This is a genomic window from Streptomyces sp. NPDC017202 (assembly GCF_044331705.1).
Lineage (GTDB): Bacteria > Actinomycetota > Actinomycetes > Streptomycetales > Streptomycetaceae > Streptomyces.
This window is the reverse complement of the sequence record NZ_JBIRNP010000027.1, coordinates 51912-76766: the sequence shown is the minus strand read 5'-3', so window position 1 is coordinate 76766 and position 24855 is coordinate 51912. Positions and strand designations below refer to the sequence as shown.

The window sequence follows — 24855 nt, the reverse complement described above, 5'->3', positions numbered from 1 at the left end:
AAACGCCCGGTCACATTCCGAACCCGGAAGCTAAGCCTTACAGCGCCGATGGTACTGCAGGGGGGACCCTGTGGGAGAGTAGGACGCCGCCGAACTCCTTTTACAGCTCCGGCTCCTGGGCATACCGCCCAGGAGCCGGAGCTTTTTTGCGTTGAGGTAGGGTCAGGGGGCATCGTTGGCTCATTTTCTACTGGAGGCCCCCGGGTGGAGGTCCAGGAGACCCGTGTACAGACCGACCGGGTCCTCACCATCCCCAACATCCTCAGCATGGCGCGTCTCCTCGGCGTACCGCTGTTCCTGTGGCTGATTCTCAGGCCTGAGTTCGGAGGGCCGCAGAGCGACGGCTGGGCCCTGCTCGTGCTGGCCCTGAGCGGAATCAGCGACTACCTGGACGGCAAGCTCGCCCGGCGCTGGAACCAGATCAGCAGCCTCGGCCGGCTGCTCGACCCGGCCGCGGACCGGCTCTACATTCTCTCGACCCTGATCGGCCTCACCTGGCGGGAGATTCTCCCCCTCTGGTTGACCGCTGCACTTCTGGCGCGAGAACTGATGCTGCTGGTGATGGTGGGCATCCTCAGGCGGCACGGCTATCCGCCGCCCCAGGTGAACTTCCTCGGGAAGGCGGCCACCTTCAACCTGATGTACGCCTTCCCGCTTCTCCTGCTCAGTGACGGAAGTGGATGGCCGGCGTCACTCGCTGCTATTTTCGGATGGGCGTTCGCAGGATGGGGTACAACCCTCTATTGGTGGGCAGGAGTCCTCTACGTGGTCCAAGTCCGCCGCCTGGTCCGTGCGGACCCCATGGCCGACTGATCTCACCGATGCGATCGGCACTCAGCGCTGGCTCGATGGCCCGCTACGGAAAAGTGCGGGACAATCTGGACGGGTGAAGTCGGCTAGACCGTCGTCTCTTCAAGGAGGACGCTTCCGACATGAAGGCCGTCGTGATGGCCGGAGGCGAAGGCACGCGCCTTCGTCCCATGACCTCGAGCATGCCCAAGCCGCTCCTGCCGGTGGCCAACCGGCCGATCATGGAGCACGTTCTGAGGCTGCTCAAAAGGCATGGGCTCAATGAGACCGTCGTCACCGTCCAGTTCCTGGCCTCACTGGTCAAGAACTACTTCGGTGACGGTGAAGAGCTCGGTATGGAGCTCAGCTATGCCAACGAGGAGAAGCCACTCGGTACCGCGGGAAGCGTGAAGAACGCGGAGGAGGCGCTGAAGGACGACGCCTTCCTCGTCATTTCCGGCGACGCGCTCACCGACTTCGACCTCACCGAGCTGATCAACTTCCACAAGGAAAAGGGCGCGCTCGTCACCGTCTGTCTGACGCGTGTGCCCAATCCTCTGGAATTCGGCATCACCATCGTCGACGAGGAGGGCAAGGTCGAGCGCTTCCTCGAGAAGCCGACCTGGGGCCAGGTCTTCTCCGACACGGTGAACACCGGCATCTACGTGATGGAACCCGAGGTCTTCGACTACGTCGAGGCCGATGTGCCCGTCGACTGGTCCGGCGACGTCTTCCCGCAGCTGATGAAGGAAGGCAAGCCGATCTACGGCTACGTCGCCGAGGGCTACTGGGAGGACGTCGGCACGCACGAGAGCTACGTGAAGGCCCAGGCCGACGTGCTGGAGGGCAAGGTCGACGTCGAACTCGACGGTTTCGAGATCTCGCCGGGCGTGTGGGTCGCCGAAGGCGCCGAAGTGCATCCGGACGCCGTGCTCCGCGGCCCCCTCTACATCGGTGACTACGCCAAGGTGGAGGCCGGCGCGGAAATCCGCGAGCACACGGTCATCGGATCCAACGTCGTCGTCAAGAGCGGGGCCTTCCTGCACAAGGCCGTCGTCCACGACAACGTCTACGTCGGACAGCACAGCAATCTGCGTGGCTGCGTCGTCGGCAAGAACACCGACATCATGCGGGCGGCCCGGATCGAGGACGGCGCCGTCATCGGCGACGAATGCCTGATCGGTGAAGAATCGATCGTGCAGGGCAATGTACGGGTCTACCCGTTCAAGACCATCGAGGCCGGCGCCTTCGTCAACACCTCGGTGATCTGGGAGTCGCGGGGCCAGGCGCACCTCTTCGGCGCGCGGGGCGTCTCCGGCATCCTGAACGTCGAGATCACGCCGGAGTTGGCCGTACGCCTCGCGGGGGCCTACGCGACCACGCTCAAGAAGGGCTCCACCGTCACCACGGCCCGCGACCACTCCCGTGGTGCCCGTGCTCTGAAGCGAGCGGTGATCTCCGCGTTGCAGGCCAGCGCCATCGACGTACGGGATCTGGAGAACGTGCCGCTGCCCGTGGCGCGGCAACAGACCGCGCGTGGCAGTGCCGGCGGGATCATGATCCGGACATCGCCCGGAGTGCCCGATTCCGTGGACATCATGTTCTTCGACGGGCAGGGCGCGGACCTGTCGCAGGGCAGTCAGCGGAAGCTGGACCGGGTGTTCGCGCGGCAGGAGTACCGGCGGGCGTTCCCCGGAGAGATCGGGGACCTGCATTTCCCCGCCAGTGTCTTCGACTCGTACACCGGGTCGCTGCTGCGGAACGTGGACACGACCGGGATCGCCGAATCCGGGTTGAAGGTCGTGGTGGACGCCTCGAACGGCAGTGCCGGTCTCGTCCTGCCCAGCCTGCTCGGAAAGCTCGGGGTCGACTCGCTGACCGTCAATCCCGGTCTGAACGAGGCCCGGCCGACGGAGAGCAGTGACCAGAGGCGTTCCGGGCTCGTGCGGCTCGGGGAGATCGTGGCGTCGTCGCGGGCCGCGTTCGGCGTGCGGTTCGACCCGGTCGGCGAGCGGCTCTCTCTCGTCGACGAGAAGGGCCGGATCATCGAGGACGACCGTGCGCTGCTCGTGCTGCTCGACCTGGTCGCCGCCGAGCGGCGCAGCGGGCGGGTGGCCCTGCCGGTGACCACCACGCGGATCGCCGAGCAGGTGGCGGCCTACCACGGCACCCAGGTGGAATGGACGACGACGTCGCCCGACGACCTGACCCGGGTGGGCCGCGACGAGTCGACCATCTTCGGCGGGGACGGCAAGGGCGGCTTCATCGTCCCCGAGTTCAGCAGTGTCTTCGACGGTACGGCGGCCTTCGTGCGGCTGATCGGGCTCGTGGCCCGGACGCAGCTCACGCTGAGCCAGATCGACGCGCGGATCCCGCGGGCGCACGTCCTGAAGCGGGATCTGGCCACTCCGTGGGCCGTCAAGGGTCTCGTGATGCGGCGGGTCGTCGAGGCCGCCGGAGACCGCTCCGTGGACACCACGGACGGTGTCCGGGTGGTGGAGGCCGACGGACGCTGGGTGATGGTGCTGCCGGACCCGGCCGAGGCGGTCACGCACCTGTGGGCGGAGGGCCCCGACGACGCCTCCGCACAGGCCCTGCTGGACGAGTGGTCGTCCGTCGTGGACAGCGCCGGGCGCTGACCCGCCCCCCACGCGCGCGCGTGCCGGACAAGTGTCCCCAAGGGGGCCTGTCCGGCACGTCGGTGGGGCCATTCGGAGGTAGCGGGCGCGGCGTGCGACGATGTGCGGCATGCCGCAGCAGCCCCCCGTTCGGAGTACGCCCGCGCGAGCGTCGCGCCCGGACGCGTCCATGTCGCTGCTCACCAACGTCATGGACCACAGTCTCGACGACGGATATGCCGAGGCGGCCGCCCGGAAGCGGGCCGAGGGCCTTGGCGGGCTGCCCAGGACGCTGCGCTCGAAGCTGGGCCTGGCCGCAGGCCTGGTGCTCGCGGCTCTCGTCGTGACCGTCGGAGCCGCCCAGGCCCGGATCGCCGCTCCGGTCGTGGCCAAGGAGCGCGAGGAACTGATCGACCGCATCGACAGCCAGACCGAGGCGGCGGACGAGCTCGAGGACACCGTTGACGAACTGCGTGACGATGTGAGCGCGCGGCAGCGGGAGGCGCTCCGGGAGAGCGGCGGCGGCGACCAGGCGGAACTGGTGGGCATCCTCGCGGGCGCCGTCGAGGTGCACGGACCCGGTGTGAAGCTGGTCGTGGACGACGCCGAGGAGGCCTCCGCCGGCGGCGACGGTGATCCGCGCGAGACCTCCGGATTCTCCGACACCGGGCGGGTCCGCGACCGTGACATGCAGCGTGTCGTCAACGGACTGTGGGCGTCGGGCGCCGAAGCCGTCTCCGTCAACGGCCAGCGGCTGACGGCGCTGTCGGCGATCAGGGCCGCGGGCGAGGCCGTACTGGTCGACAACAAGCCGCTGGTGCCGCCGTACACGGTGCTCGCGGTGGGGGACGGGAAGAACCTGAGCACCCGGTTCCAGGACAGCCCCGACGGGCTGTATCTGCACGCCCTCCAGGAGAACTTCGGCATCCGGACCGCCATCTCGGTGGAGAAGGACGTCCGGGTGCCCGCGGCACCGAGTGTGATCGTACGTACAGCAGAGCCGAGAACTGAGAAGGGCACATCGTGATCGCCGTACTGGGCCTCGTCGTGGGAGTCGTGGCCGGCCTCTTGGTCCGGCCCGAGGTTCCGGCGGTCGTCGAGCCTTACCTGCCGATCGCCGTCGTGGCGGCGCTGGACGCCGTCTTCGGGGGCCTGCGGGCCATGCTCGACGGCATCTTCGACGACAAGGTGTTCGTCGTGTCGTTCCTGTCGAACGTGGTCGTGGCCGCCCTGATCGTGTTCCTCGGTGACAAGTTGGGCGTCGGCGCCCAGCTGTCCACGGGAGTGGTGGTCGTGCTCGGCATCCGGATCTTCTCCAACGCCGCGGCGATCCGCCGGCACGTCTTCCGGGCGTGAGGCCGATGAACGACCACGACGCGACCCAGCCCGACGGGACCCCCCGTGACGAGTCTTCCCGCAACGAGTCGCCGCGGGTCGAGACACCTCATGGCGAGACATTTAGCGACGAGACGCCCACGACCCGGCTGCGCAAGGAGCTGCCCCAGGAGGTTCCCGCGGCCGTTCCGCTCGCGGAACCGCCCGAGGGGAGCGGGAAGCCCACGCTGACCGGCCGGCAGCGGCTGGTGCAGGGGCTGTGGCCGCCGCGGGTGAGCCGGGCCCAACTCATCGTCGCCCTGCTGCTGTTCGGCCTCGGTTTCGGACTGGCCGTGCAAGTGGCCTCCAACAGCGAGAGCGGCAATGCCCTGCGCGGGGCGCGCCAGGAAGATCTCGTGCGCATCCTCGATGAACTCGATGACCGCAGTCAGCGTCTTGAGGACGAGAAGCAGGGTCTCGAGAAGCAGCGGCAGGAACTGGAGAACAGTTCCGACCAGGCCGAGGAGGCCCGCAAGCAGACGGTCGAGAAGGAGAAGCAACTCGGCATCCTGGCGGGCACGGTGGCCGCTCAGGGGCCCGGCATCACCATGGTCATCGAGGACGCGAAGGGGACGGTCGAGGCCGACATGCTGCTCGACGCGATCCAGGAGCTGCGCGCGGCGGGCGCCGAGGCGATCCAGGTGAACGGCGTGCGGGTCGTCGCCGGCACGTATCTGACGGAATCCGGCAAGAGCGTGAGCGTCGACGGGAACAAGATCAACGCTCCCTATCGTTTCAAGGTCATCGGCAAGCCGCAGGACCTCGAACCGGCGCTCAACATCCCTGGGGGCGTGGTGCAGACTCTCGAGAAGGAGCAGGCCACGGTGTCCGTGGAGCGATCCACCAAGATCGTCGTGGACGCCTTGCGGGCAGCGGAGCAGCCTGACTACGCTCGGTCGTCCTCGCAGTGAACCGGGGGTGCATGGGGGTCGTCCGGCAAGGGCATGAGGTTGCGGGGGGTCGGCGCACCGAACGGGTGGTGCGTGGTGGAAACTGTCTGGTGGATACGGACGTTGTGAAGATGTCCGGGTCGGCCGGTCTAATCATTCAGGGTTCGTCCTGCCCCACGGGCGGGTCTGTTTCGGTCAAGGGGAATCGCCCGTGAAGTTGTTTGCGAAGTTGTTCGGCAAGAGCGCGCGAGAGGGCAGCGCTGACAACGCGACCGCCCGTCACCGCGCACAGCCTGACGCGGAGGGCCAGCGGCCGCTGTTCCGGGACCAGGTGGCTGGTCCGGGCGGTGACATTTCCGGAGGCCAGGGCGGGGCGTCGGTTGACCCTGCGCAGTCCGGCGGCATAGGTTTCGGGCAACCGTCAACCTCAAGTACGGGTGGAGGGTTTTCCCCTATGTCGGCCCTGGTGTGTACGAGGTGCGGTAACCGCAACGCGGAGAACAGCCGCTTCTGCTCGAACTGTGGCGCGCCCCTGAGGCCGGGGCTGACGCCCGAGCGCCCGTCGGAGACGACGTCCACCATCTCCATCTCCGGTCTCGAGGCCTACGACTCCGAGGTCACCGGGCAGACGCAGTTGCCGGCGCTCTCGCCCGAGGCCCAGGCCGCGGTCGACGCGCTGCCGCTGGGTTCCGCCCTGCTGGTCGTGCGGCGTGGCCCCAACTCGGGCAGCCGCTTCCTGCTGGACGGCGACCTGACGACGGCCGGGCGGCACCCGCAGAGCGACATCTTCCTGGACGACGTGACGGTCTCGCGCCGCCATGTGGAGTTCCGGCGCAGCCCGGACGGTTCGTTCACGGTGGCCGACGTCGGCAGCCTGAACGGCACGTACGTCAACCGGGAGCGGATCGACGAGGTCCCGCTGTCGAACGGTGACGAGGTCCAGATCGGCAAGTACCGGCTGGTCTTCTACGCGAGCCAGCCAGGCTACTGACCCGCCCCCGGACCCGGTCCGGGGGAACCCCCAGGGAAGGCCCATGCTGCGAACACCGAGGGGCGGTACCGAACCAGGCGCCGCCGCAGTGGACGGTGGTGCGATGAGCATCGGCACGGTGCTGAACGTGCTGCGCGACGAGTTCCCCGAAGTCACCATCTCCAAGATCCGCTTCCTGGAGTCGGAGGGGCTCGTCGAGCCGCAGCGGACCCCGTCGGGGTACCGCAAGTTCAGCGTGGAGGACGTCGAGCGCCTCGGTCACGTCCTGAGGATGCAGCGGGACCACTACCTGCCGCTCAAGGTGATCCGGGAGCATCTGGACGCGATGGAGCGCGGTGAGGCGGCACCGCTGCCGACCGTGGGCCGGCAGCGGGACGGGGAGGCGCTACCGGAGCGGCCCGACGCGCCCACCGCCGCCCGGATCGGGCGGTCCGAGCTGCTGGCGGCCGCAGGGATCGACGAGCGCGAACTCCAGGAGTGGGAGTCCTACGGGCTCGTCGCGCCTCTGGAGGACGGGGTCTACGACGCCGAGGTGGTCACGGTGGCCGCGCTCGTCTCCGAGCTGGGGCGGTTCGGGATCGAGCCCCGGCACCTGCGGGTGATGAAGGCCGCGGCCGACCGCGAGGCGGGGCTGGTGGACCAGGTGGTCGCACCGCTGCGGCGCCACCGCAATCCGCAGACGAGGGCGCATGCCGAGGCCCGTACGAAGGAACTGGCGGGGCTCACGGTCAGGCTGCACGCGGCGTTGGTGCAGACCGCGCTCGGAGTGCGTCTGCCCTGAGGCGGGTGCTCGGGGCCGCCCGGATCGGTCACCCGTTCCCGGCCCGACTACCCAAACGTCCCGAGCACGGCCTAGGGTTGCTGTGTGAACGAGCTCGATGTCGTAGGTGTCCGGGTCGAGATGCCCTCCAACCAACCGATCGTCCTGCTGCGTGAAGTGGGAGGCGACCGTTACCTCCCCATCTGGATCGGGCCGGGTGAGGCGACGGCGATCGCCTTCGCCCAGCAGGGCATGGCTCCGGCGCGGCCGCTGACCCACGACCTGTTCAAGGACGTGCTGGAGGCCGTGGGCCAGGAGCTCAGCGAAGTGCGCATCACGGACCTGCGTGAAGGCGTCTTCTACGCCGAGCTGGTCTTCGCCAGCGGGGTGGAGGTGAGCGCGCGGCCGTCCGACGCCATAGCGCTGGCCCTGCGCACCGGGACGCCGATCTACGGCAGCGACACGGTGCTCGACGACGCGGGGATCGCCATCCCGGACGAGCAGGAGGACGAGGTGGAGAAGTTCCGCGAGTTCCTCGACCAGATCTCGCCCGAGGACTTCGGCAGCAGCAATCAGTAGCCGTCGGCGGACGTGGCCGGTCCGGTGGGCGCAGCGGCTTCGGCCGCGGCAATTGCCGCCGGACCATGAGAGCGTCCTGCGGCTTCCGCTCAGCGCATTCGGCTAGCCTTTCCCCGCGGTGGAGCGCGGGAAACCACTCCTAGGGTGATTATCACTCGGCGTGCCGAGTGTGGCGATCGTTGACGCGCCCCTGGTGACTGCCTACCGTCGAGAAGGCAGGTCAAGGACGGAGGTCGGCGTGAGAAGCAGCGGCGACGGTACGGTGGGGGGTGCCCCCGGACTCGGTGTCGGGGGGAGCGGTCCGTACCCTCCCTCAAGCTCTCGGCTCCGCTCGAGCGGGGGGTACCCCCATCACGGAGGCGCGGCCGACCATGCTCCGCAGCGACCGTCGGCCGTGCCGAGCAGCGGAGGGGCGACGTCCATGGCGTCCGAGGAGATCGGCTACCGGGGCCCGACGGCCTGTGCGGCCGCCGGCATCACCTATCGGCAACTGGACTACTGGGCGCGCACGGGGCTGGTCGAGCCGAGCGTACGGCCCGCCCACGGGTCCGGTACGCAGCGCCTGTACAGCTTCCGGGACGTGGTGGTCCTGAAGATCGTCAAGCGTTTCCTCGACACCGGGGTCTCGCTCCAGAACATCCGCACCGCCGTCCAGCACCTGCGTGAGCGCGGTTTCAGCGACCTCGAGCGGATGACGCTGATGAGTGACGGCGCCACGGTCTACGAGTGCACCTCGCCGGACGAGGTCCACGCGCTGCTCCAGGGCGGTCAGGGCATCTTCGGGATCGCCGTCGGCGTGGTGTGGCGGGACGTCGAGAGCGCGCTGTCCCAGCTGCATGGGGAGCGCGTCGACACCGGTGAGACACTCGTCGGGCCCAACCCGGCGGACGAGCTGGCCCGTCGGCGCAACCGGGCGGTCTGACGGCCCCGGCGCCCTCACGGGCGGCCGCACGCCGCATTGTCAGTGGCGTGGTGCAGCATCGGAGACGTGAGAAACGCGCCCACCATCCTGCATCTCGACATGGATGCCTTCTTCGCCCAGGCGGAGCAGGCGTCCAAGCCGAGTCTGCGCGGTAAGGCGGTGGTCGTGGGAGGTCTCGGGCCGCGAGGGGTGGTGGCGACCGCCTCGTACGAGGCCCGGGTCTTCGGGGTGCACTCCGCGATGCCGATGGCGCAGGCCCGCCGGCTCGCTCCGAACGCCGCCTACCTGGTGCCGCGGGGCGCGTTCTACCGCCAGATCAGCGACCAGGTCATGGCGCTGCTGCGGGCCCTGTCGCCGCTGGTGGAGCCGCTCAGCCTGGACGAGGCGTTCGTGGATCTGGAGGCCGGTGAGGCGGCCTGGGACAGCGAGTCGGCGCGGCTGGCCGGGGTGCGGCTGCGCGCCGACATCCGGGCGGTCACCGGGCTCACCGGTTCGGTGGGGCTGGCCGCCTCGAAGATGCTCGCCAAGATCGCCTCCGAGCAGGCGAAACCGGACGGCCTGGTGCTGATCGAACCGGGCACCGAGCGGTCCCTGCTCGCGCCGATGCCGGTGCGGACGCTGCCGGGGGTCGGTCCGGCGACCGGCGACCATCTGCGGCGGGCCGGGATCACCACGGTCGGGGAGATGGTCGAGGCGGGGGAGGACGAGCTGGTGAGGCTCCTGGGCAAGGCGCACGGGCACGCGCTGTACGGCATGGCGCTGGCCCGGGACGACCGGCCCGTGGTGGCCGAGCGCGAGACCAAGTCCGTGTCGGTGGAGGACACCTACGACGTGGACATCCACGACCGGGTGCGGGTGGAGCTGGAGGTGCAGCGGCTCGCCGACCGGTGCGTGCGGCGGTTGCGGGGGGCCGGTCTGTCGGGGCGGACCATCGTGCTGAAGGTGCGGCGGTACGACTTCTCCACGCTCACCCGGTCGGAGACCCTGCGGGGGCCCACGGACGATCCGGCGGTCGTGCGGGAGGCGGCGGCGCGGCTGCTGGACGCGGTGGACACGACGGGCGGTGTGCGGCTGCTCGGGGTGGGGGTCAGCGGGCTGGCCGACTTCACGCAGGAGGACCTGTTCGCGCAGGCGGCCGAGGTACGGGCGGCTGAGGTGCGGGCGGCTGAGGTACGGGCGGCCGAGGTGCGGCCCGAGGGGGCCGAGGAAGAGGTACCGGAGGCGCCCGCCGTGTCCGAGGTGGTGCCCGCGGAGCACCGCTGGCGGCCGGGACTCGACGTGCGGCACGCCGAGCTCGGTCACGGGTGGGTGCAGGGCAGCGGGCTGGGGCGGGTGACCGTGCGGTTCGAGACACCCGGGTCGGGGGTGGGCCGGGTGCGGACGTTCCGGATCGACGACCTCGATCTGGAACCGGCGCAGCCGTTGCCGCTGGTGCCGCGAAGACCGGACGGGGCACCGGCCGTGGACACGGCAGGCCGGGGGCCGCGGCCGGGGAACGCCCGGTGACGGGATCGAGTGAGGCGGTGTGCGGTGACGGACGAGACGGCGGACGAGAAGGGACGGACGGGCCCTGCGGGGGTCTCGGCGGAGCGGCGTGAGGAGGTGCGTTCGGTGGTCCGGCGGGTCACCGAATGGGCCGCGGGACGCGAGGACGTCGTCGGCGTGCTGCTCGTCGGGTCCTGGGCGCGGGGCGCCGGGCGAGCGGACTCGGATGTCGATCTCGTCGTGCTGACCGCCGAGCCGGGCCGGTACGCCGCCGGGGACGCCTGGGGGCGCGAGCCGGCCCTGGGAGAGCTGATCCGCAACCGGGCCTGGGGGCCCGTCACCGAATGGCGGTATGCCACCGTCTCCGGTCTGGAGGTCGAGGTCGGCATCGGTCCCGCCGACTGGGCGCGTACCGATCCCGTCGACCCGGGCACACGACGCGTCGTCACCGACGGGGCGCGGCCGCTCCACGATCCGCAGGGGCTCCTCGGGGCGCTGGTCCGGGCGTGCGGCCGGCCCGCTCAGGTCTCCTCCGAGCCCGCCAGCCTGCCGAAGTCACGGTCCGGGAGGGGCGGAGGGGCGGCCACGTCGAGTCCGTAGTGGTGATAGAGCTGGAGTTCCTGGTCGGGGGAGAGGTGACGGCCCACGCCGAAGTCGGGAGCGTCCTTGATCAGGGCGCGGTCGAAGGGGACGTGCAGGGTGCCCTCGACCAGTTCGCTGGGCTCCAGGGGGACGAAGGCGTCCCTGCTGAACAGGCCGGTGCGTATGGCCGCCCACTCCGGCACGCCGGTCGCGTCGTCGAGATAGATCTCGTCGATGGTGCCGATCTTGGTGCCGTTGCGGTCGAACGCCTTGCGGCCGATCAGGTTGCGCGGGTCGATGTCGGTCTGCACGGGGCCCCTCCACTTCGTCGCGAGCTCGTCCCTCAGCACTACGAAAGAGCACATCGGGAGTCGCGGCCACTCGAAAGGAGGCCTCGTTGACCTCGCTGGTAGTCTGGCAATGGCTGCTGACCCCGTGCGGGAGAGTCCTCCGGAGACCACCGGAGGCGCCGAAGGAGCAAATCCTCCCCGGAATCTCTCAGGCTCACGTACCGCACGGACGAGGTCACTCTGGAAAGCAGGGCGGGTGCCGACGGCGTCGACGGCTTCCGCCCTCACCGACGGTGAAAGCCGGGTGCCCTCGGGCGGCCGGTGAAGCTCTCAGGTTGAGATGACAGAGGGGGAGGCCGTCCGGGTACCCGCCAGTGGTGCCCCTCGAAGGTCGTGTCTGACCAGGAGGCCTCCGCAATGACCGCCCATCGCATTCCGCTCTCCGACCTCGAACAGGGAATCCCCTTCGAGCAGCGCCACATCGGGCCCGACCAGGAGGCGCGGGCCAAGATGCTCGCGCAGGTCGGTTACGGCTCTCTGGACGAGCTGACCGCCGCCGCCGTCCCCGACGTGATCAAGAACGCCGACACGCTGGACCTGCCGGGGGCGCGCACGGAGGCCGAGGTGCTGGCCGAGCTGCGGTCGCTGGCCGACCGCAACCAGGTCATGGACTCCATGATCGGGCTCGGCTACTACGGCACCTTCACCCCGCCGGTCATCCTGCGCAACGTCATGGAGAACCCGGCCTGGTACACGGCCTACACGCCGTACCAGCCGGAGATCTCGCAGGGCCGGCTCGAGGCGCTGCTGAACTTCCAGACCATGGTCGCCGATCTGACCGGACTGCCGACCTCCGGCGCCTCGCTGCTCGACGAGGGCACGGCCGCGGCCGAGGCGATGGCGCTGTCCCGGCGCATGGGGAAGAACAAGAAGGGCCTCTTCCTGATCGACGCGGACGCGCTGCCGCAGACCATCGCGGTCATCGAGACGCGTGCCGAGCCGACCGGCGTCGAGGTCGTCGTCGCCGACCTCAGCGAGGGCATTCCGGCCGACATCGCCGCGCGGGAGATCAACGGTGTGCTGATCCAGTACCCGGGGGCCTCCGGCGCCGTACGCGACCTCAAGCCGGTCATCGACCAGGCGCACGAGCTGGGGGCGCTCGTCACCGTCGCCGCCGATCTGCTCGCGCTGACGCTGCTGACCTCGCCCGGTGAGCTGGGCGCGGACATCGCCGTCGGGACGACGCAGCGGTTCGGGGTGCCGATGGGCTTCGGCGGGCCGCACGCCGGTTACATGGCCGTCCACGAGAAGTTCGCGCGCAGCCTGCCCGGGCGGCTCGTGGGCGTGTCCGTCGACGTGGACGGCAACCGGGCGTACCGGCTGGCGCTGCAGACCCGTGAGCAGCACATCCGGCGGGAGAAGGCGACCAGCAACATCTGTACGGCGCAGGTGCTGCTCGCCGTCATGGCCGGCATGTACGCCGTCTACCACGGCCCCGAGGGCCTCCGCGCGATCGCGCGGCGCACCCACCGCTACGCCTCGGTCCTGGCCGCCGGGCTCACCGCGGGCGGCGTCGAGGTCGTGCACGGTTCCTACTTCGACACGCTGACCGTGCGGGTGCCCGCGAAGGCCGCCGAAGCCGTCGCCGCCGCGCGGGACAACGGCGTCAACCTGCACCTCGTCGACGCCGACCACGTGGCGGTCTCCTGTGACGAGACCACCGGGCGGGCACAGATCAGCGCCGTCTGGCGGGCCTTCGGGGTCGAGGGCGACATCGAGGCCCTCGACGCGGTCACGGAGGACACCCTCCCCGCCGGGCTGCTGCGCCGCGACGAGATCCTCACCCACCCCGTCTTCCACCAGCACCGCTCCGAGACCGCGATGCTGCGCTACCTGCGCAGGCTGGCCGACCGCGACTACGCGCTCGACCGGGGCATGATCCCGCTGGGCTCCTGCACGATGAAGCTGAACGCGACCACCGAGATGGAGCCGGTCACCTGGCCCGAGTTCGGGCAGCTGCACCCCTTCGCGCCCGCCGAGCAGGCGCGGGGCTACCTCACGCTCATCCACGAACTGGAGGAGCGGCTCGCCGAGGTCACCGGGTACGACAAGGTGTCCCTCCAGCCGAACGCCGGGTCGCAGGGCGAGTTCGCCGGACTGCTCGCCGTACGCGGATACCACCGGGCCAACGGGGACGAGCAGCGGACCGTGTGCCTGATCCCCTCGTCGGCGCACGGCACGAACGCTGCGAGCGCCGTGATGGCCGGGATGAAGGTCGTCGTCGTGAACACCGCCGGGGACGGCGAGATCGACGTCGAGGACCTGCGGGCGAAGATCGAGAAGCACCGCGACGAGCTGGCGGTCCTGATGATCACCTACCCGTCGACGCACGGGGTGTTCGAGGAGCACGTCGCCGACATCTGCGCGCAGGTGCACGAGGCCGGCGGCCAGGTGTACGTGGACGGCGCCAACCTCAACGCGCTCGTCGGGCTCGCCAAGCCCGGGCACTTCGGCGGCGACGTCTCGCACCTGAACCTGCACAAGACGTTCTGCATCCCGCACGGCGGCGGCGGTCCTGGAGTCGGCCCCGTGGCCGTACGGTCGCACCTGGCGCCGTACCTGCCCAACCACCCGCTCCAGCCCGAGGCCGGGCCCGCGACGGGGGTGGGACCGATCTCGGCCGCGCCGTGGGGTTCCGCGGGGATCCTGCCGATCTCGTGGGCCTACGTGCGGCTCATGGGCGGGGAGGGGCTGAAGCGGGCCACGCAGGTGGCCGTGCTGTCCGCCAACTACGTCGCCAAGCGGCTCGAAGCGCACTACCCCGTGCTCTACACCGGCCCCGGCGGGCTGGTCGCGCACGAGTGCATCATCGACCTGCGTCCGCTGACGAAGGCGACCGGCGTCAGCGTGGACGACGTGGCCAAGCGGCTCATCGACTACGGCTTCCACGCGCCGACGATGTCGTTCCCCGTGGCCGGCACGCTGATGATCGAGCCGACCGAGTCGGAGGACCTGGCGGAGCTGGACCGGTTCTGCGAGGCGATGATCGCGATCCGCGGGGAGATCGAGAAGGTCGGCGCCGGTGAGTGGCCCGCCGAGGACAACCCGCTGCGGGGCGCTCCGCACACGGCGGCCGCGCTGGGCGGCGAGTGGGACCACGCCTACACGCGCGAGGAGGCCGTCTTCCCGGCCGGGGTGTCCGCCGCCGACAAGTACTGGCCGCCGGTGCGCCGGATCGACCAGGCGTTCGGCGACCGCAACCTGGTCTGCTCGTGCCCGCCGCTGGACGCGTACCAGGACTGATCCGACAGCCGTACGGCATCGCCGGCCCCCGTCTGCGCAGGGCGGGGGCCGGCGATGTGTCAGGGGGTGGTTCAGGCCGGGTAGGCGTGCGTCTGGGTCGCCTTGACCGTGGCCCACACGGTGGCGCCGGGACGCAGGTCGAGTTCCGCGGCGGCGACCGTGGTGAGGTCGGCGGCCAGGGGGAGTTCACCGGTGAGGTCGGCGCGGATCTGGTCGCCGTGGGTCTCCAGGCCCGCGACCTCGCAGCGCCAGAGGTTGCGGGCGCTGGAGCCGGTGGGGCGGTCGCGGTGGAGGGTGACCGCGCCGGGCGGGAACGCGACGAAGACCGGCCCGGTGAGGACCTCCGTGGTGGTGAGCGCGGGGCCCGTGTCGAGGCGCACCGTGTGACCGTCGGCCCGGCCGCGGTAGAGGTTCAGGCCGACGAGCCGGGCGATGTAGTCCGTGCGCGGGTGGCGGGCGATGTCGGAGGGGGCGCCTTCCTGGACGACCGTGCCGTTCTCGACGACGACCAGGCGGTCCGCGAGGACCATGGCGTCGAGCGGGTCGTGCGTGACGAGGACGGCGACCGCCTCGAAGTCGGCCAGGTGACGGCGGAGCTGGGCGCGCACCTCCAGGCGGGTGCGGGCGTCCAGGGCGGCGAGCGGCTCGTCGAGCAGCAGCAGCCGGGGACGGGTGGCGAGGGCGCGGGCCAGGGCGACCCGCTGGGCCTGGCCGCCGGAGAGACGGCGGGGCTTGGCGCCGGCGTGCTCGGCGAGGCCCATCCGCTCCAGCCACTTCGCCGCCAGGGCACGTGCCTCGGCCTTGCTCGCGCCGTGGCAGCGCGGGCCGAACGCCACGTTGTCCAGGGCGCTCAGGTGGGGGAACAGCAGGTAGTCCTGGAAGACCACGCCGACCGGGCGGGATTCCGGCGGCGTACGGTCCAGCACGCTGCCGTCCAGGTGGAGACGGCCGCCGGTGAGCGGGACGAGGCCGGCGAGGGCGCGCAGGGCCGTCGTCTTGCCGGCGCCGTTCGGGCCGAGCAGGGCGACGACGTCGCCGGGGGCGGCGCGCAGCGCGATGTCGAGGCGGAAGGCGCCCCGGTCGACGACGAGACGGGCGTCGAGACCCTCGGCGGTGGTGTGCGGTGTGACGCGGTCGGGGGTGTCCGCCGCGGAGCGGGGCGGGAGGGTGTCCGCCGGGGGGCCGGGGGCATCCTTCGCGCGGTCGGGGGTGTTCATGAGGCGGTCGTCCAGCGGTCGCGCAGGCCCGCCAGCACGGCGATGGAGACGGCCAGCAGCACGAGGCTGAGGGCGATGGCGGCCTCCGGGTCGTTCTGCAGGGCGAGGTAGACGGCGAGCGGCATGGTCTGGGTGCGGCCGGGGAAGTTGCCCGCGAAGGTGATCGTCGCGCCGAACTCGCCCAGCGCGCGTGCCCAGGCCAGCACGGCGCCCGCCGCGATGCCCGGCGCGATCAGGGGCAGCGTGACCCGGCGGAACGCGGTGAAGCGGGAGGCGCCCAGGGTGGTGGCCGCCTCCTCGTAGCGGGGGTCGGCGGCGCGCAGCGTGCCCTCGACGCTGATGACGAGGAACGGCATCGCCACGAACGTCTCGGCGAGCACGACGCCGGCCGTGGTGAACGGCAGGGTGATGCCGAACCAGGAGTCCAGCCACTGCCCGACCACGCCGTTGCGGCCCAGGGCGAGCAGCAGGGCCACCCCGCCCACGACCGGCGGCAGCACCAGGGGGAGCGTCACCAGGGCGCGCACGAGACCGCGGCCGGGGAAGTCGGTGCGGGCCAGCAGCCAGGCCAGCGGTACGCCGACGACGAGACTCAGGGCGGTCGCCGACGTGGCGCAGATCAGGGACAGCCGCAGGGCCTGCCACACCTCGGGGCTGGTCAGCTGCCCGGGGAGGCTGTGCCAGGGCGCCCGGATCAACAGGGCGGCCAGGGGCAGCAGCAGGAAGGCCAGGCCCAGCAGGGCGGGCAGCAGCAGGGCGAAGGGGACGCCGGTGCGGATCCGGCCCGGTCGCCGGTCGCGCTCGCGGAGGTCGGAGGCGAAGGGCGTCACGGCTTCAGGAACCCGGCCTCGGTCAGCGCCTTCCGGCCCTCCGCGGAGCGCACGAGGGCGACGAAGGCCTGGGCGGTCGCGGCGTTTTGGGAGTCCTTGAGCGGAACGATGGGGTAGTCGTTGACGGCGTCGGCCGACTCGGGGAAGTCCACGCCCTCCACCTTGTCACCGGCCGCCCGTACATCGGTCCTGTACACCACCGCGGCGTCGGCCTCCTTCAGTTCCACCTTCGTCAGGGCGCTCTTGACGTCCTGCTCGTAGGAGACCGGGGTGAGGTCGAGCCCGCTCGCGTCGAGGGCCTTGCGGGCGCTGGCGCCGCACGGGACCGCCTTGTCGCACAGGACGACCTTGAGGCCGGACTTCGTGAGGTCCTTCAGGGAGGCGATCTCGTCGGGGTTGCCCGGCAGGGTGGCGATCTCCAGCCGGTTGCGGGCGAAGGTGACCGGGGCGGAGGCGTTGTCCCCGGCGTCCGTCACGACCGCCATGGTCTTGGTGCTGGCGGCGGCGAACACGTCGGCCGGGGCGCCGCCGGTGATGCTCGCGGCCAGGGTGTCGCTGCCGCCGAAGTTGAAGACGACCTTCGTCCCGGGGTACGTCCTCTCGAACTCCTCGCCCAGGGCCGTGAAGCTCTCCTGGAGGGAGGCCGCCGCGAAGACGGTCACCGTGCCGGACGGCCGCGCCGGGTCCGACGTGGCGGACCCGGCCCCGGAGGAGGTGCCGTCCGACGAGGAGCAGGCGCTCAGCACCAGCAGCGCGGCGGCCCCGGCGCCCGTCAGGCGCAGTGTCCGGCGGGCCCGGCGGGCGGTTCGGGTCGTCACGGTGCGCTCCTCGGTGTCGTCGCGGTCCCTCGAACGGGCCCACGCCGAGATGATACTGCCGCAGGTGCCAGGTGTGACCCGGCTTTCATTTCGTATGAGCGGCACCGAAGCGGCTTGGAGGGCCGCATGTGCGAGACCCCGGTCCGCGTTGGGCTCGCCTCAGGTGCGGTCGATGTGGACGTTGGTCGACTTCACGCGGGCCGTGGCCTCCATGCCCACCTCCAGGCCGAGTTCCTCGACGGCCTCGCGGGTCAGGAGGGAGACGAGGCGGTGCGGGCCAGCCTGGATGTCGACCTGGGCGGCGACGTCGCCCAGCTTGATCGCGGTGACGATGCCGGGGAACGCGTTGCGGGCCGAGGTGTAGGAGGCGCTGCCCTCCTCGCCGCCGGATCCGGCGAGTTCGACCGAGAAGGCGGCGAGATCCTCGCCGTCGATGAGGCGTCGTCCGGTGTCGTCGCGGTGCGTCGGTACCCGGCCCGCGTCCGCCCAGCGGCGTGCGGTGTCGGGGCTCACGCCGAGCAGGCGCGCGGCCTGGCCGATGGTGTAGGACTGCATGCCGGTCACGATAGGGGCAGGCGGGGCCGGGGGAGGGGCCGGGCCGCCGGGTGACGCGGTACGGGGACGACGGGGTGTACCGGTCAGGGGTTGGTGCCGCCGGTGGCGGGCCGGGCGGGGTGAGCGGGGTGAGCGGTGCCGGCCGGCGAAAGGGGAGTCGGCGGGCCGGGCGCGGGCCGGGCCGACGGCTCCGAGATCACGGCGGACGGCAGGGTCGTCGGATCCTCGCTCATCGGCCGGCAGGGCCACGGCCCGGACTGCTTCCAGCCGCGCCCGGCGAACGGTCTGGGCGAGAACTCGGTCAACACCCGGTACCGCCTGCTGCTCTCCGGCGCCACCAACCGCTCCGCCGACGACCCCGAACCGATCGCGTGGGTGACGAAGACGCGGGCGAGGGTCGTCGAGCAGAACTCCACGGCCGATTTCACGGTCGAACCCTCCCGGATCCCCGCCGACGCGGTCACCTCCTCCGGCTCGGGCCTCGACCCCGACATCTCCCCGGCGTACGCCGAACTCCGGGTCCACCGGGTCGCCGAGCGCAACGGCCTGCCCGTCGCCCGCGTCGAGGGGCTGGTGGAGGAGCACACCGAGGGCCGCACCCTCGGATTCCTCGGCGAGCCGCGCGTCGACGTCCTCGAACTCGACGTCGCGCTCAGGAGTCTGATCGACCGCGGGTGAGGCGGTTCTCCCGCGCCGTCCGGGAAGCTGACGCGCGGTCTTGTCGCTGTCCGGACGGCCTTCTACAGTCCCCTCCGTAATGTTCGTCGCACGAGCCGAATGTTTCGGAGGGTTCGATCTGTCACCTGCTGACGGACGTGCGGAAATTTCTCTGTGTTCAAGGGGTTGCCACCCGTAGAAGGCTGTCTCTAGGGTGCGGCAGCAGCGAAGCTTTCTGGATTACGACCGAAACTTTCGATATCGCGAACGGCCTGTCCGGCCGTTCCGTACCCAAGGAGCGCATGATGGGCGACCCGGGACTCTCCCGACGAGGCTTCCTGGCGGCCTCCGCCGCGGCCGGACTCGGCATGACGGCACTGAGCGCCTGCGGCGGCGACTCGGACGGAGGATCGTCGGGGACGACCACCATCGAGTGGTGGAACATCTCCACCACGCAGCCGACCAAGGACGTCTGGGCCGCCCTGGCCAAGCAGTTCGAGGCCCAGAACCCCAAGGTGAAGGTCAAGATCGTCCAACTGGAGAACGACGCCTACAAGTCGAAGATGACCGCGCTGATCGCCTCCGGGAAGCTGCCGGACATCTTCCACACCTGGGGCGGCGGCGTCCTGAAGCAGCAGGTCGACGCCGGGCTCGTCGAGGACCTCACCGACCGCACCGGGGACTGGGCCGCCGGCATGCTGCCGGTCGCCAAGGAGCCGTACCTGGTGGACGACAAGGTCTACGGCATACCGTTCGACATCGGCATGATCGGCTTCTGGTACAACAAGGCCCTCTTCAAGCAGGCCGGCGTCAGCGCGCCGCCCACCACCTGGAGCGGATTCCTCGACGCCGTGAGGAAGTTGAAGTCCGCCGGCATCACTCCGCTCGCCCTGGCCGGCAAGGAGAAGTGGCCCGGCATGTACTACTGGGCCTACCTCGCGATGCGCACCGCCGGGGTCGACGCCCTGCGGAAGGCCGACGACGACAAGGACTTCACCGGGGACGGCTTCGTCCAGGCGGGACAGCACCTCCAGGACCTGGTCGACCTCCAGCCGTTCCAGAAGGGCTTCCTCGGCGCCGCCTACTCCAGCCCCACCGGACAGGCCGCCACCGTCGGCAACGGCAAGGCCGCCATGGAACTCATGGGCCAGTGGGCCCCGGTGGTGGAGGCCGACGCCGGCAAGGGACTCGGCGCCGACCTCGGGTTCTTCCCGTTCCCCGAGGTCGAGGGCGGGCAGGGCAAGCTCACCGAGGTGTTCGGCGGAGGAGGTGGACACGCCCTGCGCGCCGGTGCCCCGCAGGCCGCCGTCGACTTCCTGAAGTTCTTCGCCTCCGCCGCCACCGACACCGAACTGGTCAAGAAGACCGGTGTGCTGCCCGTGGTGCCGGCCGCCGAGAGCGCGCTGGCCGACCCCAACCTCAAGGCCGTGCAGACGCAGTTGAAGGCGGCCACCGGCTTCCAGCTCTACCTCGACCAGGCCTACGCGCCGGCCCTTGGCCAGGAGATCAACGACAGTGTCGCCGCCCTCATCGCCGGCTCCAAGTCACCCGCGCAGGTCGCCCAGTCGATCACCAAGATCGCGAAGGAAGAGCAGTAGCCGGCGATGACCTCGACCTACCTCCCGGACAAGCGCAGCGGCCCGCCCGTCGGTTCCCCGCCCCCGGCCGCCGAAACGGCCCGGGGGCGGGCCCGGCGGCGCGCACGCCACTGGTTCACCGCCGTCGTCTTCCAGGTGCCCGCCCTGGTGCTGTTCGGCGTGCTGGTGCTGCTGCCGATGCTGTTCGCGCTGTACGCCTCGTTCTTCCGCTGGGGCGGCTTCGGCATGCCCGAGGACTACATCGGCGTCGACAACTTCACCCGCCTCCTCGACGACCCGGTCTTCCTCGGCGACCTCTGGCGCTGCCTGCTCCTGGTCGTGCTCTCGCTCGTGGTCCAGCTGCCGTTCGCGCTCGCCCTCGCGGTCGCGCTCAACCAGCGCATCCGCGGGCGGGCCGTCTACCGGATGCTGTTCTTCGCGCCGTACATCCTCTCCGAGGCGATCACCGGCGTGCTGTTCGCCATGATCTTCGCGCCCGACCAGGGCCTCGCCGACCACGTGCTCGGCGCGGTCGGTCTGGACGGCCTGGGCGGGGAGTGGTTCGCCGACCCGTCCACCGTCATGGCCACCCTGTTCCTCGTCATGACGTGGAAGTACTTCGGCTTCCACATGATGCTCTACCTGGCCGGACTCCAGTCGATCCCGGCCGAGTTGACCGAGGCCGCGCTCATCGACGGCGCCGGCCCCTGGCAGCGCTTCCGCCACGTCACCCTGCCGCTGCTCGCGCCGACCCTGCGGATCAGCGTCTTCCTGTCCGTCATCGGCGCGGTCCAGCTGTTCGACCTGGTGTGGGTCACCACCGCGGGCGGCCCCGACCACCACTCCGAGACGATGGCCGTGACCCTGTTCCAGTACGGCTTCAAGCGCTACCAGGTCGGCTACGCCAGCGCGATCAGTGTGGCCATGTTCGTCATCAGCCTCGTCTTCGCCCTCGCCTACCAGAGGTTCGTGCTCCGCCGCGATCTGGAGGGGGCCACCACGACCCTGAGAGGAGGCGGCTCGTGAACGCCCGCAGGACAGGCCGCACCTTCCCGCTGCACATCGTCCTCGTCGCCGTCGGCACGGCCATGGCCGTCCCCCTCGTCTACGCCGTCCTGTCCGGCTTCAAGTCGACCGACGAACTGTCCCGCAACCCCATCGGCCTGCCCGAGTCGTGGGTGACCTCCAACTACACCGACATCCTGGGCTCCGGCTCCTTCTGGCAACTGGTCGGCAGCAGCACCCTGATCGCGATCGGTACGACGGTGGTGGTGGTCGCGGTGTCCGCGCTCGCCGCGTTCTCCTTCGCCCGGTTCGCCTTCCGCGGCCGGGAGGCGCTGTTCACCCTGTTCACGCTGGGGCTGATGTTCCCCTTCGCGGTGGCGGCCCTGCCGCTGTTCCTGCTGCTGCGCCAGCTCGGCCTGCTGGACAACCCGCTCGGCGTGATCCTGCCGCAGGCCGCCTTCGGGCTGCCGATGACGATCGTCATCCTGCGCGGCTTCTTCCGGGAGATCCCCGCCGAACTGGAGGAGGCCGCCACCCTCGACGGCTGCGGCCCCCTCGGCTTCTTCTGGCGGATCCTGCTGCCCATGGCCCGCCCCGCCCTCGGCACGGTCTCCGTACTGGCGGTGGTGGGGAGCTGGAACAACTTCTTCCTGCCGCTGCTGGTGTTCACCGACTCCACCTGGTGGACGATCCCCATCGGCGTGCAGCAGTTCCAGGGCCAGTACTCGGCCGAGTACGCCCGTGTCTTCGCGTACCTCGTCCTCGCCATGGTCCCCGCCCTGGCCTTCTACTCCGTCGCCGAGCGCCAGCTCGTCGGCGGCCTCACCGCCGGCGCCACGAAGGGATGACGCGCGCCCCCGCGGCCGTACGACTCGACGACATCACCGATCGCCCAGGAGTCGCCCCATGCCCCGCACCTCCCGTACCCGGCTCGGACTCGCCGGAGTGCTCACCGCTGTCCTGGTCGGCGCCGGTGCCGTCACCGGCCCGGCCGCACAGGCGCACGAGAAGCCCCGGACGCTCGCCGACCTCGCCGAGCGCCACGGCCGCTACTTCGGCAGCGCCACCGACAACCCCGAACTCACCGACACCGCCTACACGGGGATCCTCGGCGACGAGTTCGACATGATCACCCCGGGCAACGGCATGAAGTGGTACGCCACCGAGCCGCAGCAAGGCGTCTTCGACTTCTCCGCCGGCGACGAGATCGTGAACCTCGCCCGCGCGCACCACCAGAAGATCCGGGCCCACACCCTCGTCTGGCACAGCCAGCTGCCCGGCTGGCTCACCGACCGGGAGTGGACGGCCCCCGAGCTGCGGGCCGTCCTCAAGAACCACATCCAGACCGAGGTGCGGCACTACCGCGGCAAGGTCTACTCCTGGGACGTCGTCAACGAGGCGTTCAACGAGGACGGCACCTACCGCGAGACGGTCTTCTACAAGACGCTCGGCCCCGGTTACATCGCCGACGCCCTGCGCTGGGCCCACCAGGCCGACCCCAAGGCCAGGCTCTACCTCAACGACTACAACGTCGAGGCCGTCGGCCCCAAGAGCGACGCCTACTACGCCCTCGCCAAGGAGCTGAAGGCGCAAGGGGTCCCGCTGCACGGCTTCGGCCTCCAGGCCCACCTCGCCCTCCAGTACGGCTATCCGGCGAGCCTGGAGGACAACCTCCGCCGCTTCGGCCGCCTCGGCCTGGACACCGCGCTCACCGAGGTCGACGTGCGGATGCAACTGCCCGCGACCGAGGAGAAGCTCGCCCAGCAGGCCGACTGGTACCGGGACCTGACGAAGGCGTGCCTCGCGGTGCGGCGGTGCGCGGGGGTGACCGTCTGGGACTACACGGACAAGTACTCGTGGATCCCCGACTTCTTCCCGGGCGAGGGGGCGGCCCTGCCGTGGGACGAGCAGCTCGCGCCGAAGCCGGCGTACCACGCGATCCGGGAGGCGCTGAAGTAGGGCGGCGGCGCGGGCACGGCCCGGCGGGAGCGTACCGGGGGGCGCGACGTCCGGGAGTCCCGCGGACCTCGCGCACCCGTGGGCGAGGAGGCGGGAGGGCGACCGTGGGGGTCCACGAGGGCGACCACGGGGTCACCGGGAGTGAGCGGCCGCGGACGCGCGTCGGGGCCGGCGCGCGGCGGCGGCCGCGGTCCGGCCCCTCGGGTCGGTGGACGGCACTCGACGGTGCCGTCCGGGTGGTGCCGAGGCGGTGCTGCTCAGGCCGCCGTCACGATGCGGCCGCCGGCCAGCGGGCGGTGCGGTGCGATGATCCGGCCGTCCGGCAGGATCTCGCCGGTGTCCTCGAAGAGCAGGACGCCGTTGCACAGCAGGCTCCAGCCCTGCTCCGGGTGGTGCGCCACGAGGCGGGCGGATTCCCGGTCGGCGGAGTCGGCTGTCGGGCACGATGGCTGGTGCTGGCACATGGAGGGGATCTCTCGCTCAGGCGTGGTGTGTGGAAGGTGCGTCGTGTCTGTCCCGCGGCGTGAAACGTCGTTCATGGCCGCCCCCCGTTGTGATAAGTCGGTCGGAACCCAGTGTTGCCCCACGGGCGTCGATCCGCAGGGATTTCGCAGCACCGCTCCTCACAGGTTCATGACGCGTCACCCGCGCGGGGGGTTCATTCCCCCTGCACCGTCAGTTCGGGTGGTTCCGGCTGGTCAAATGGGGCTAGTCCGCAGGGGCCGACGTCCTCGGACCGGGCCGGAGAGCGCGCCGGACCGGAGAGCGCGCCGTACCCCGCCACCGGGGCCGCGGTGGCGGGGTACGGCGCGCCGTGGGCGGACGGTCAGGCCGGCGAGCCGAGCAGCGGCGGCCGGGTCACCCGGAGGCTGAGCACCGGCAGCAACTCGGCGACCCGGTGCGGGCGGTGCGCGGCGATGCCGGGCGGCGCCGGGGCCAGCGGCACCAGGATGTCGGTCGCCGCCGGATGCCCGGAGGTGCCGTCCGAGGCGCAGTCGCCGTGCAGCCACAGGGTGAGCATGTACAGGCTGGGCAGGGACAGCAGGCGCGCCTGGTACGGCTGTGTCGTCGACTCGGCCTGGCGCAGGGCCAGTTCGGTGGAGGCGAGGTACGGGCCCTCGAAGAAGTGCGAGAAGGCCCAGCCGTCCGGGGTCAGTCGGGTCTCGGCCGCGGCCAGCGACCGGTCTCCGCAGCGGATCAGGAAGCGCCAGCCGGCCAGCCTGGTCGCGGACATGCCCTCGGGGGCGATCGGGTCCAGGACGTGCACGGGCAGCGGGAGTTCGGGGGTGACGGGCCCCTGGGCGGTGCGCAGGGAGGGGGTCCTCGCCTCGCGGACCGCGGTGGGAGAACCCAGTGCCGTGAGGACGGAGCGCAGGGCGGGCGCGGGAGCCGGGGGGACATGCAGCGGCATGGTGGGTCGCCTCTCATTGGACAGGCACGGTGGCACGAGGGCGTGGTGGGGCGGACAGCGCTGTCAGCTCTCAGGGTGAGGTCGGAGAGGCAGGGGGCCGGGGTCTGGGAACGGAGGCTGCGCCTGCGGCCCGCCGTCCGTCTCGTAGACGACGACAGGCTCCTTCGACCGCGGATGTCCACCTTCTCCGCCTTGTCCGCGGAGTTTATACGACACGTGTTCAGACTGTGTTTCGCCTAGCCG

The 24855-nt window shown here is 70.9% G+C and carries 24 protein-coding genes, 1 rRNA gene and 1 riboswitch; of the genes, 18 read left to right on the top strand and 7 right to left on the bottom strand.

Annotated elements, in window-relative coordinates; genetic code table 11:
• From rrf to ACH4N1_RS32165, 12 genes are all read left to right on the top strand, one after another.
• Positions 1-95 (top strand): 5S ribosomal RNA (gene rrf / locus ACH4N1_RS32220); the annotation flags it as partial.
• Between the two features lie 109 nt (positions 96-204).
• Entirely contained in the window at positions 205-813 is a 609-nt protein-coding gene (locus ACH4N1_RS32215; protein ID WP_366059953.1) for a CDP-alcohol phosphatidyltransferase family protein, read from the top strand.
• Between the two features lie 119 nt (positions 814-932).
• On the top strand, positions 933-3428 hold the full coding sequence (locus ACH4N1_RS32210) for a mannose-1-phosphate guanyltransferase (RefSeq protein WP_363092996.1): 2496 nt from the start codon (positions 933-935) through the stop codon (positions 3426-3428).
• Between the two features lie 100 nt (positions 3429-3528).
• Positions 3529-4434 carry a DUF881 domain-containing protein gene (locus tag ACH4N1_RS32205; RefSeq protein WP_398103339.1) on the top strand — a complete coding sequence of 302 codons (906 nt, stop codon included), beginning with the start codon at positions 3529-3531 and terminating at the stop codon, positions 4432-4434.
• Complete coding sequence (locus ACH4N1_RS32200; RefSeq protein WP_003988855.1) at positions 4431-4763, top strand: small basic family protein; 333 nt, start codon at positions 4431-4433, stop codon at positions 4761-4763. The genes ACH4N1_RS32205 and ACH4N1_RS32200 overlap by 4 nt, the downstream gene beginning before the upstream one ends.
• Positions 4764-4768: 5 nt before the next feature.
• Complete coding sequence (locus ACH4N1_RS32195; RefSeq protein WP_398103336.1) at positions 4769-5692, top strand: DUF881 domain-containing protein; 924 nt, start codon at positions 4769-4771, stop codon at positions 5690-5692.
• Between the two features lie 82 nt (positions 5693-5774).
• Positions 5775-6662 carry an FHA domain-containing protein gene (locus tag ACH4N1_RS32190; protein ID WP_398103352.1) on the top strand — a complete coding sequence of 296 codons (888 nt, stop codon included), beginning with the start codon at positions 5775-5777 and terminating at the stop codon, positions 6660-6662.
• A gap of 43 nt (positions 6663-6705) precedes the next feature.
• Positions 6706-7443: a MerR family transcriptional regulator gene (locus ACH4N1_RS32185; RefSeq protein ID WP_398103333.1), complete on the top strand. Its 738-nt coding sequence runs from the start codon at positions 6706-6708 to the stop codon at positions 7441-7443.
• A gap of 84 nt (positions 7444-7527) precedes the next feature.
• Entirely contained in the window at positions 7528-8001 is a 474-nt protein-coding gene (locus ACH4N1_RS32180) for a bifunctional nuclease family protein (protein ID WP_073494403.1), read from the top strand.
• A 238-nt stretch (positions 8002-8239) separates the two neighbouring features.
• Positions 8240-8923, top strand: a complete 684-nt coding sequence (locus ACH4N1_RS32175) for a MerR family transcriptional regulator (protein WP_382782368.1) — start codon at positions 8240-8242, stop codon at positions 8921-8923.
• Positions 8924-8989: 66 nt separating this feature from the next.
• Positions 8990-10429 (top strand): DNA polymerase IV, encoded by a 1440-nt coding sequence (locus ACH4N1_RS32170; protein WP_398103329.1) that lies wholly within the window; start codon positions 8990-8992, stop codon positions 10427-10429.
• Between the two features lie 24 nt (positions 10430-10453).
• A complete protein-coding gene (locus tag ACH4N1_RS32165) occupies positions 10454-11008 on the top strand; it encodes a nucleotidyltransferase domain-containing protein (RefSeq protein ID WP_398103326.1) in 555 nt (184 codons plus the stop codon).
• Here ACH4N1_RS32165 and ACH4N1_RS32160 read toward each other — a convergent pair.
• Positions 10930-11301, bottom strand: a complete 372-nt coding sequence (locus tag ACH4N1_RS32160; protein WP_398103323.1) for a PRC-barrel domain-containing protein — start codon at positions 11299-11301, stop codon at positions 10930-10932. The genes ACH4N1_RS32165 and ACH4N1_RS32160 overlap by 79 nt on opposite strands.
• Before the next feature lie 117 nt (positions 11302-11418).
• A riboswitch (glycine riboswitch) is annotated at positions 11419-11514 on the top strand.
• A 183-nt stretch (positions 11515-11697) separates the two neighbouring features.
• Between ACH4N1_RS32160 and gcvP the strand changes: the two genes are divergently transcribed.
• On the top strand, positions 11698-14583 hold the full coding sequence (gene gcvP / locus ACH4N1_RS32155; RefSeq protein WP_398103320.1) for an aminomethyl-transferring glycine dehydrogenase: 2886 nt from the start codon (positions 11698-11700) through the stop codon (positions 14581-14583).
• A 71-nt stretch (positions 14584-14654) separates the two neighbouring features.
• On the opposite strand, the gene ACH4N1_RS32150 is transcribed toward gcvP, so the two are convergent.
• The 4 genes from ACH4N1_RS32150 to ACH4N1_RS32135 all read right to left on the bottom strand — a co-directional run bounded on the left by ACH4N1_RS32150 (position 14655) and on the right by ACH4N1_RS32135 (position 18003).
• Entirely contained in the window at positions 14655-15800 is a 1146-nt protein-coding gene (locus ACH4N1_RS32150) for an ABC transporter ATP-binding protein (RefSeq protein ID WP_398103317.1), read from the bottom strand.
• Positions 15797-16630, bottom strand: a complete 834-nt coding sequence (gene modB / locus ACH4N1_RS32145) for a molybdate ABC transporter permease subunit (protein WP_398103314.1) — start codon at positions 16628-16630, stop codon at positions 15797-15799. The genes ACH4N1_RS32150 and modB overlap by 4 nt, the downstream gene beginning before the upstream one ends.
• Positions 16627-17448: a molybdate ABC transporter substrate-binding protein gene (modA, locus tag ACH4N1_RS32140; RefSeq protein ID WP_398103311.1), complete on the bottom strand. Its 822-nt coding sequence runs from the start codon at positions 17446-17448 to the stop codon at positions 16627-16629. The genes modB and modA overlap by 4 nt, the downstream gene beginning before the upstream one ends.
• A 159-nt stretch (positions 17449-17607) precedes the next feature.
• Complete coding sequence (locus ACH4N1_RS32135; protein WP_398103308.1) at positions 17608-18003, bottom strand: molybdopterin-binding protein; 396 nt, start codon at positions 18001-18003, stop codon at positions 17608-17610.
• Between the two features lie 135 nt (positions 18004-18138).
• Between ACH4N1_RS32135 and ACH4N1_RS32130 the strand changes: the two genes are divergently transcribed.
• The 5 genes from ACH4N1_RS32130 (at position 18139) to ACH4N1_RS32110 (ending at position 23201) form a co-directional block, all read left to right on the top strand.
• A complete protein-coding gene (locus tag ACH4N1_RS32130; RefSeq protein ID WP_398103305.1) occupies positions 18139-18681 on the top strand; it encodes a potassium-transporting ATPase subunit C in 543 nt (180 codons plus the stop codon).
• A gap of 284 nt (positions 18682-18965) precedes the next feature.
• Positions 18966-20258 (top strand): extracellular solute-binding protein, encoded by a 1293-nt coding sequence (locus ACH4N1_RS32125; protein ID WP_398103302.1) that lies wholly within the window; start codon positions 18966-18968, stop codon positions 20256-20258.
• A gap of 6 nt (positions 20259-20264) precedes the next feature.
• Positions 20265-21263: a carbohydrate ABC transporter permease gene (locus ACH4N1_RS32120; RefSeq protein ID WP_398103299.1), complete on the top strand. Its 999-nt coding sequence runs from the start codon at positions 20265-20267 to the stop codon at positions 21261-21263.
• A 62-nt stretch (positions 21264-21325) separates the two neighbouring features.
• A complete protein-coding gene (locus tag ACH4N1_RS32115; protein WP_398103349.1) occupies positions 21326-22090 on the top strand; it encodes a carbohydrate ABC transporter permease in 765 nt (254 codons plus the stop codon).
• 58 nt (positions 22091-22148) lie between these two features.
• Entirely contained in the window at positions 22149-23201 is a 1053-nt protein-coding gene (locus ACH4N1_RS32110; protein ID WP_398103296.1) for an endo-1,4-beta-xylanase, read from the top strand.
• Positions 23202-23458: 257 nt separating this feature from the next.
• Here ACH4N1_RS32110 and ACH4N1_RS32105 read toward each other — a convergent pair whose 3' ends face one another.
• Together ACH4N1_RS32105 and ACH4N1_RS32100 are read right to left on the bottom strand one after the other, a co-directional pair.
• Positions 23459-23665 carry a DUF5999 family protein gene (locus ACH4N1_RS32105; protein WP_363092975.1) on the bottom strand — a complete coding sequence of 69 codons (207 nt, stop codon included), beginning with the start codon at positions 23663-23665 and terminating at the stop codon, positions 23459-23461.
• Between the two features lie 362 nt (positions 23666-24027).
• Positions 24028-24612 (bottom strand): hypothetical protein, encoded by a 585-nt coding sequence (locus ACH4N1_RS32100; protein WP_398103293.1) that lies wholly within the window; start codon positions 24610-24612, stop codon positions 24028-24030.
• Positions 24613-24855 lie beyond the last annotated feature (243 nt).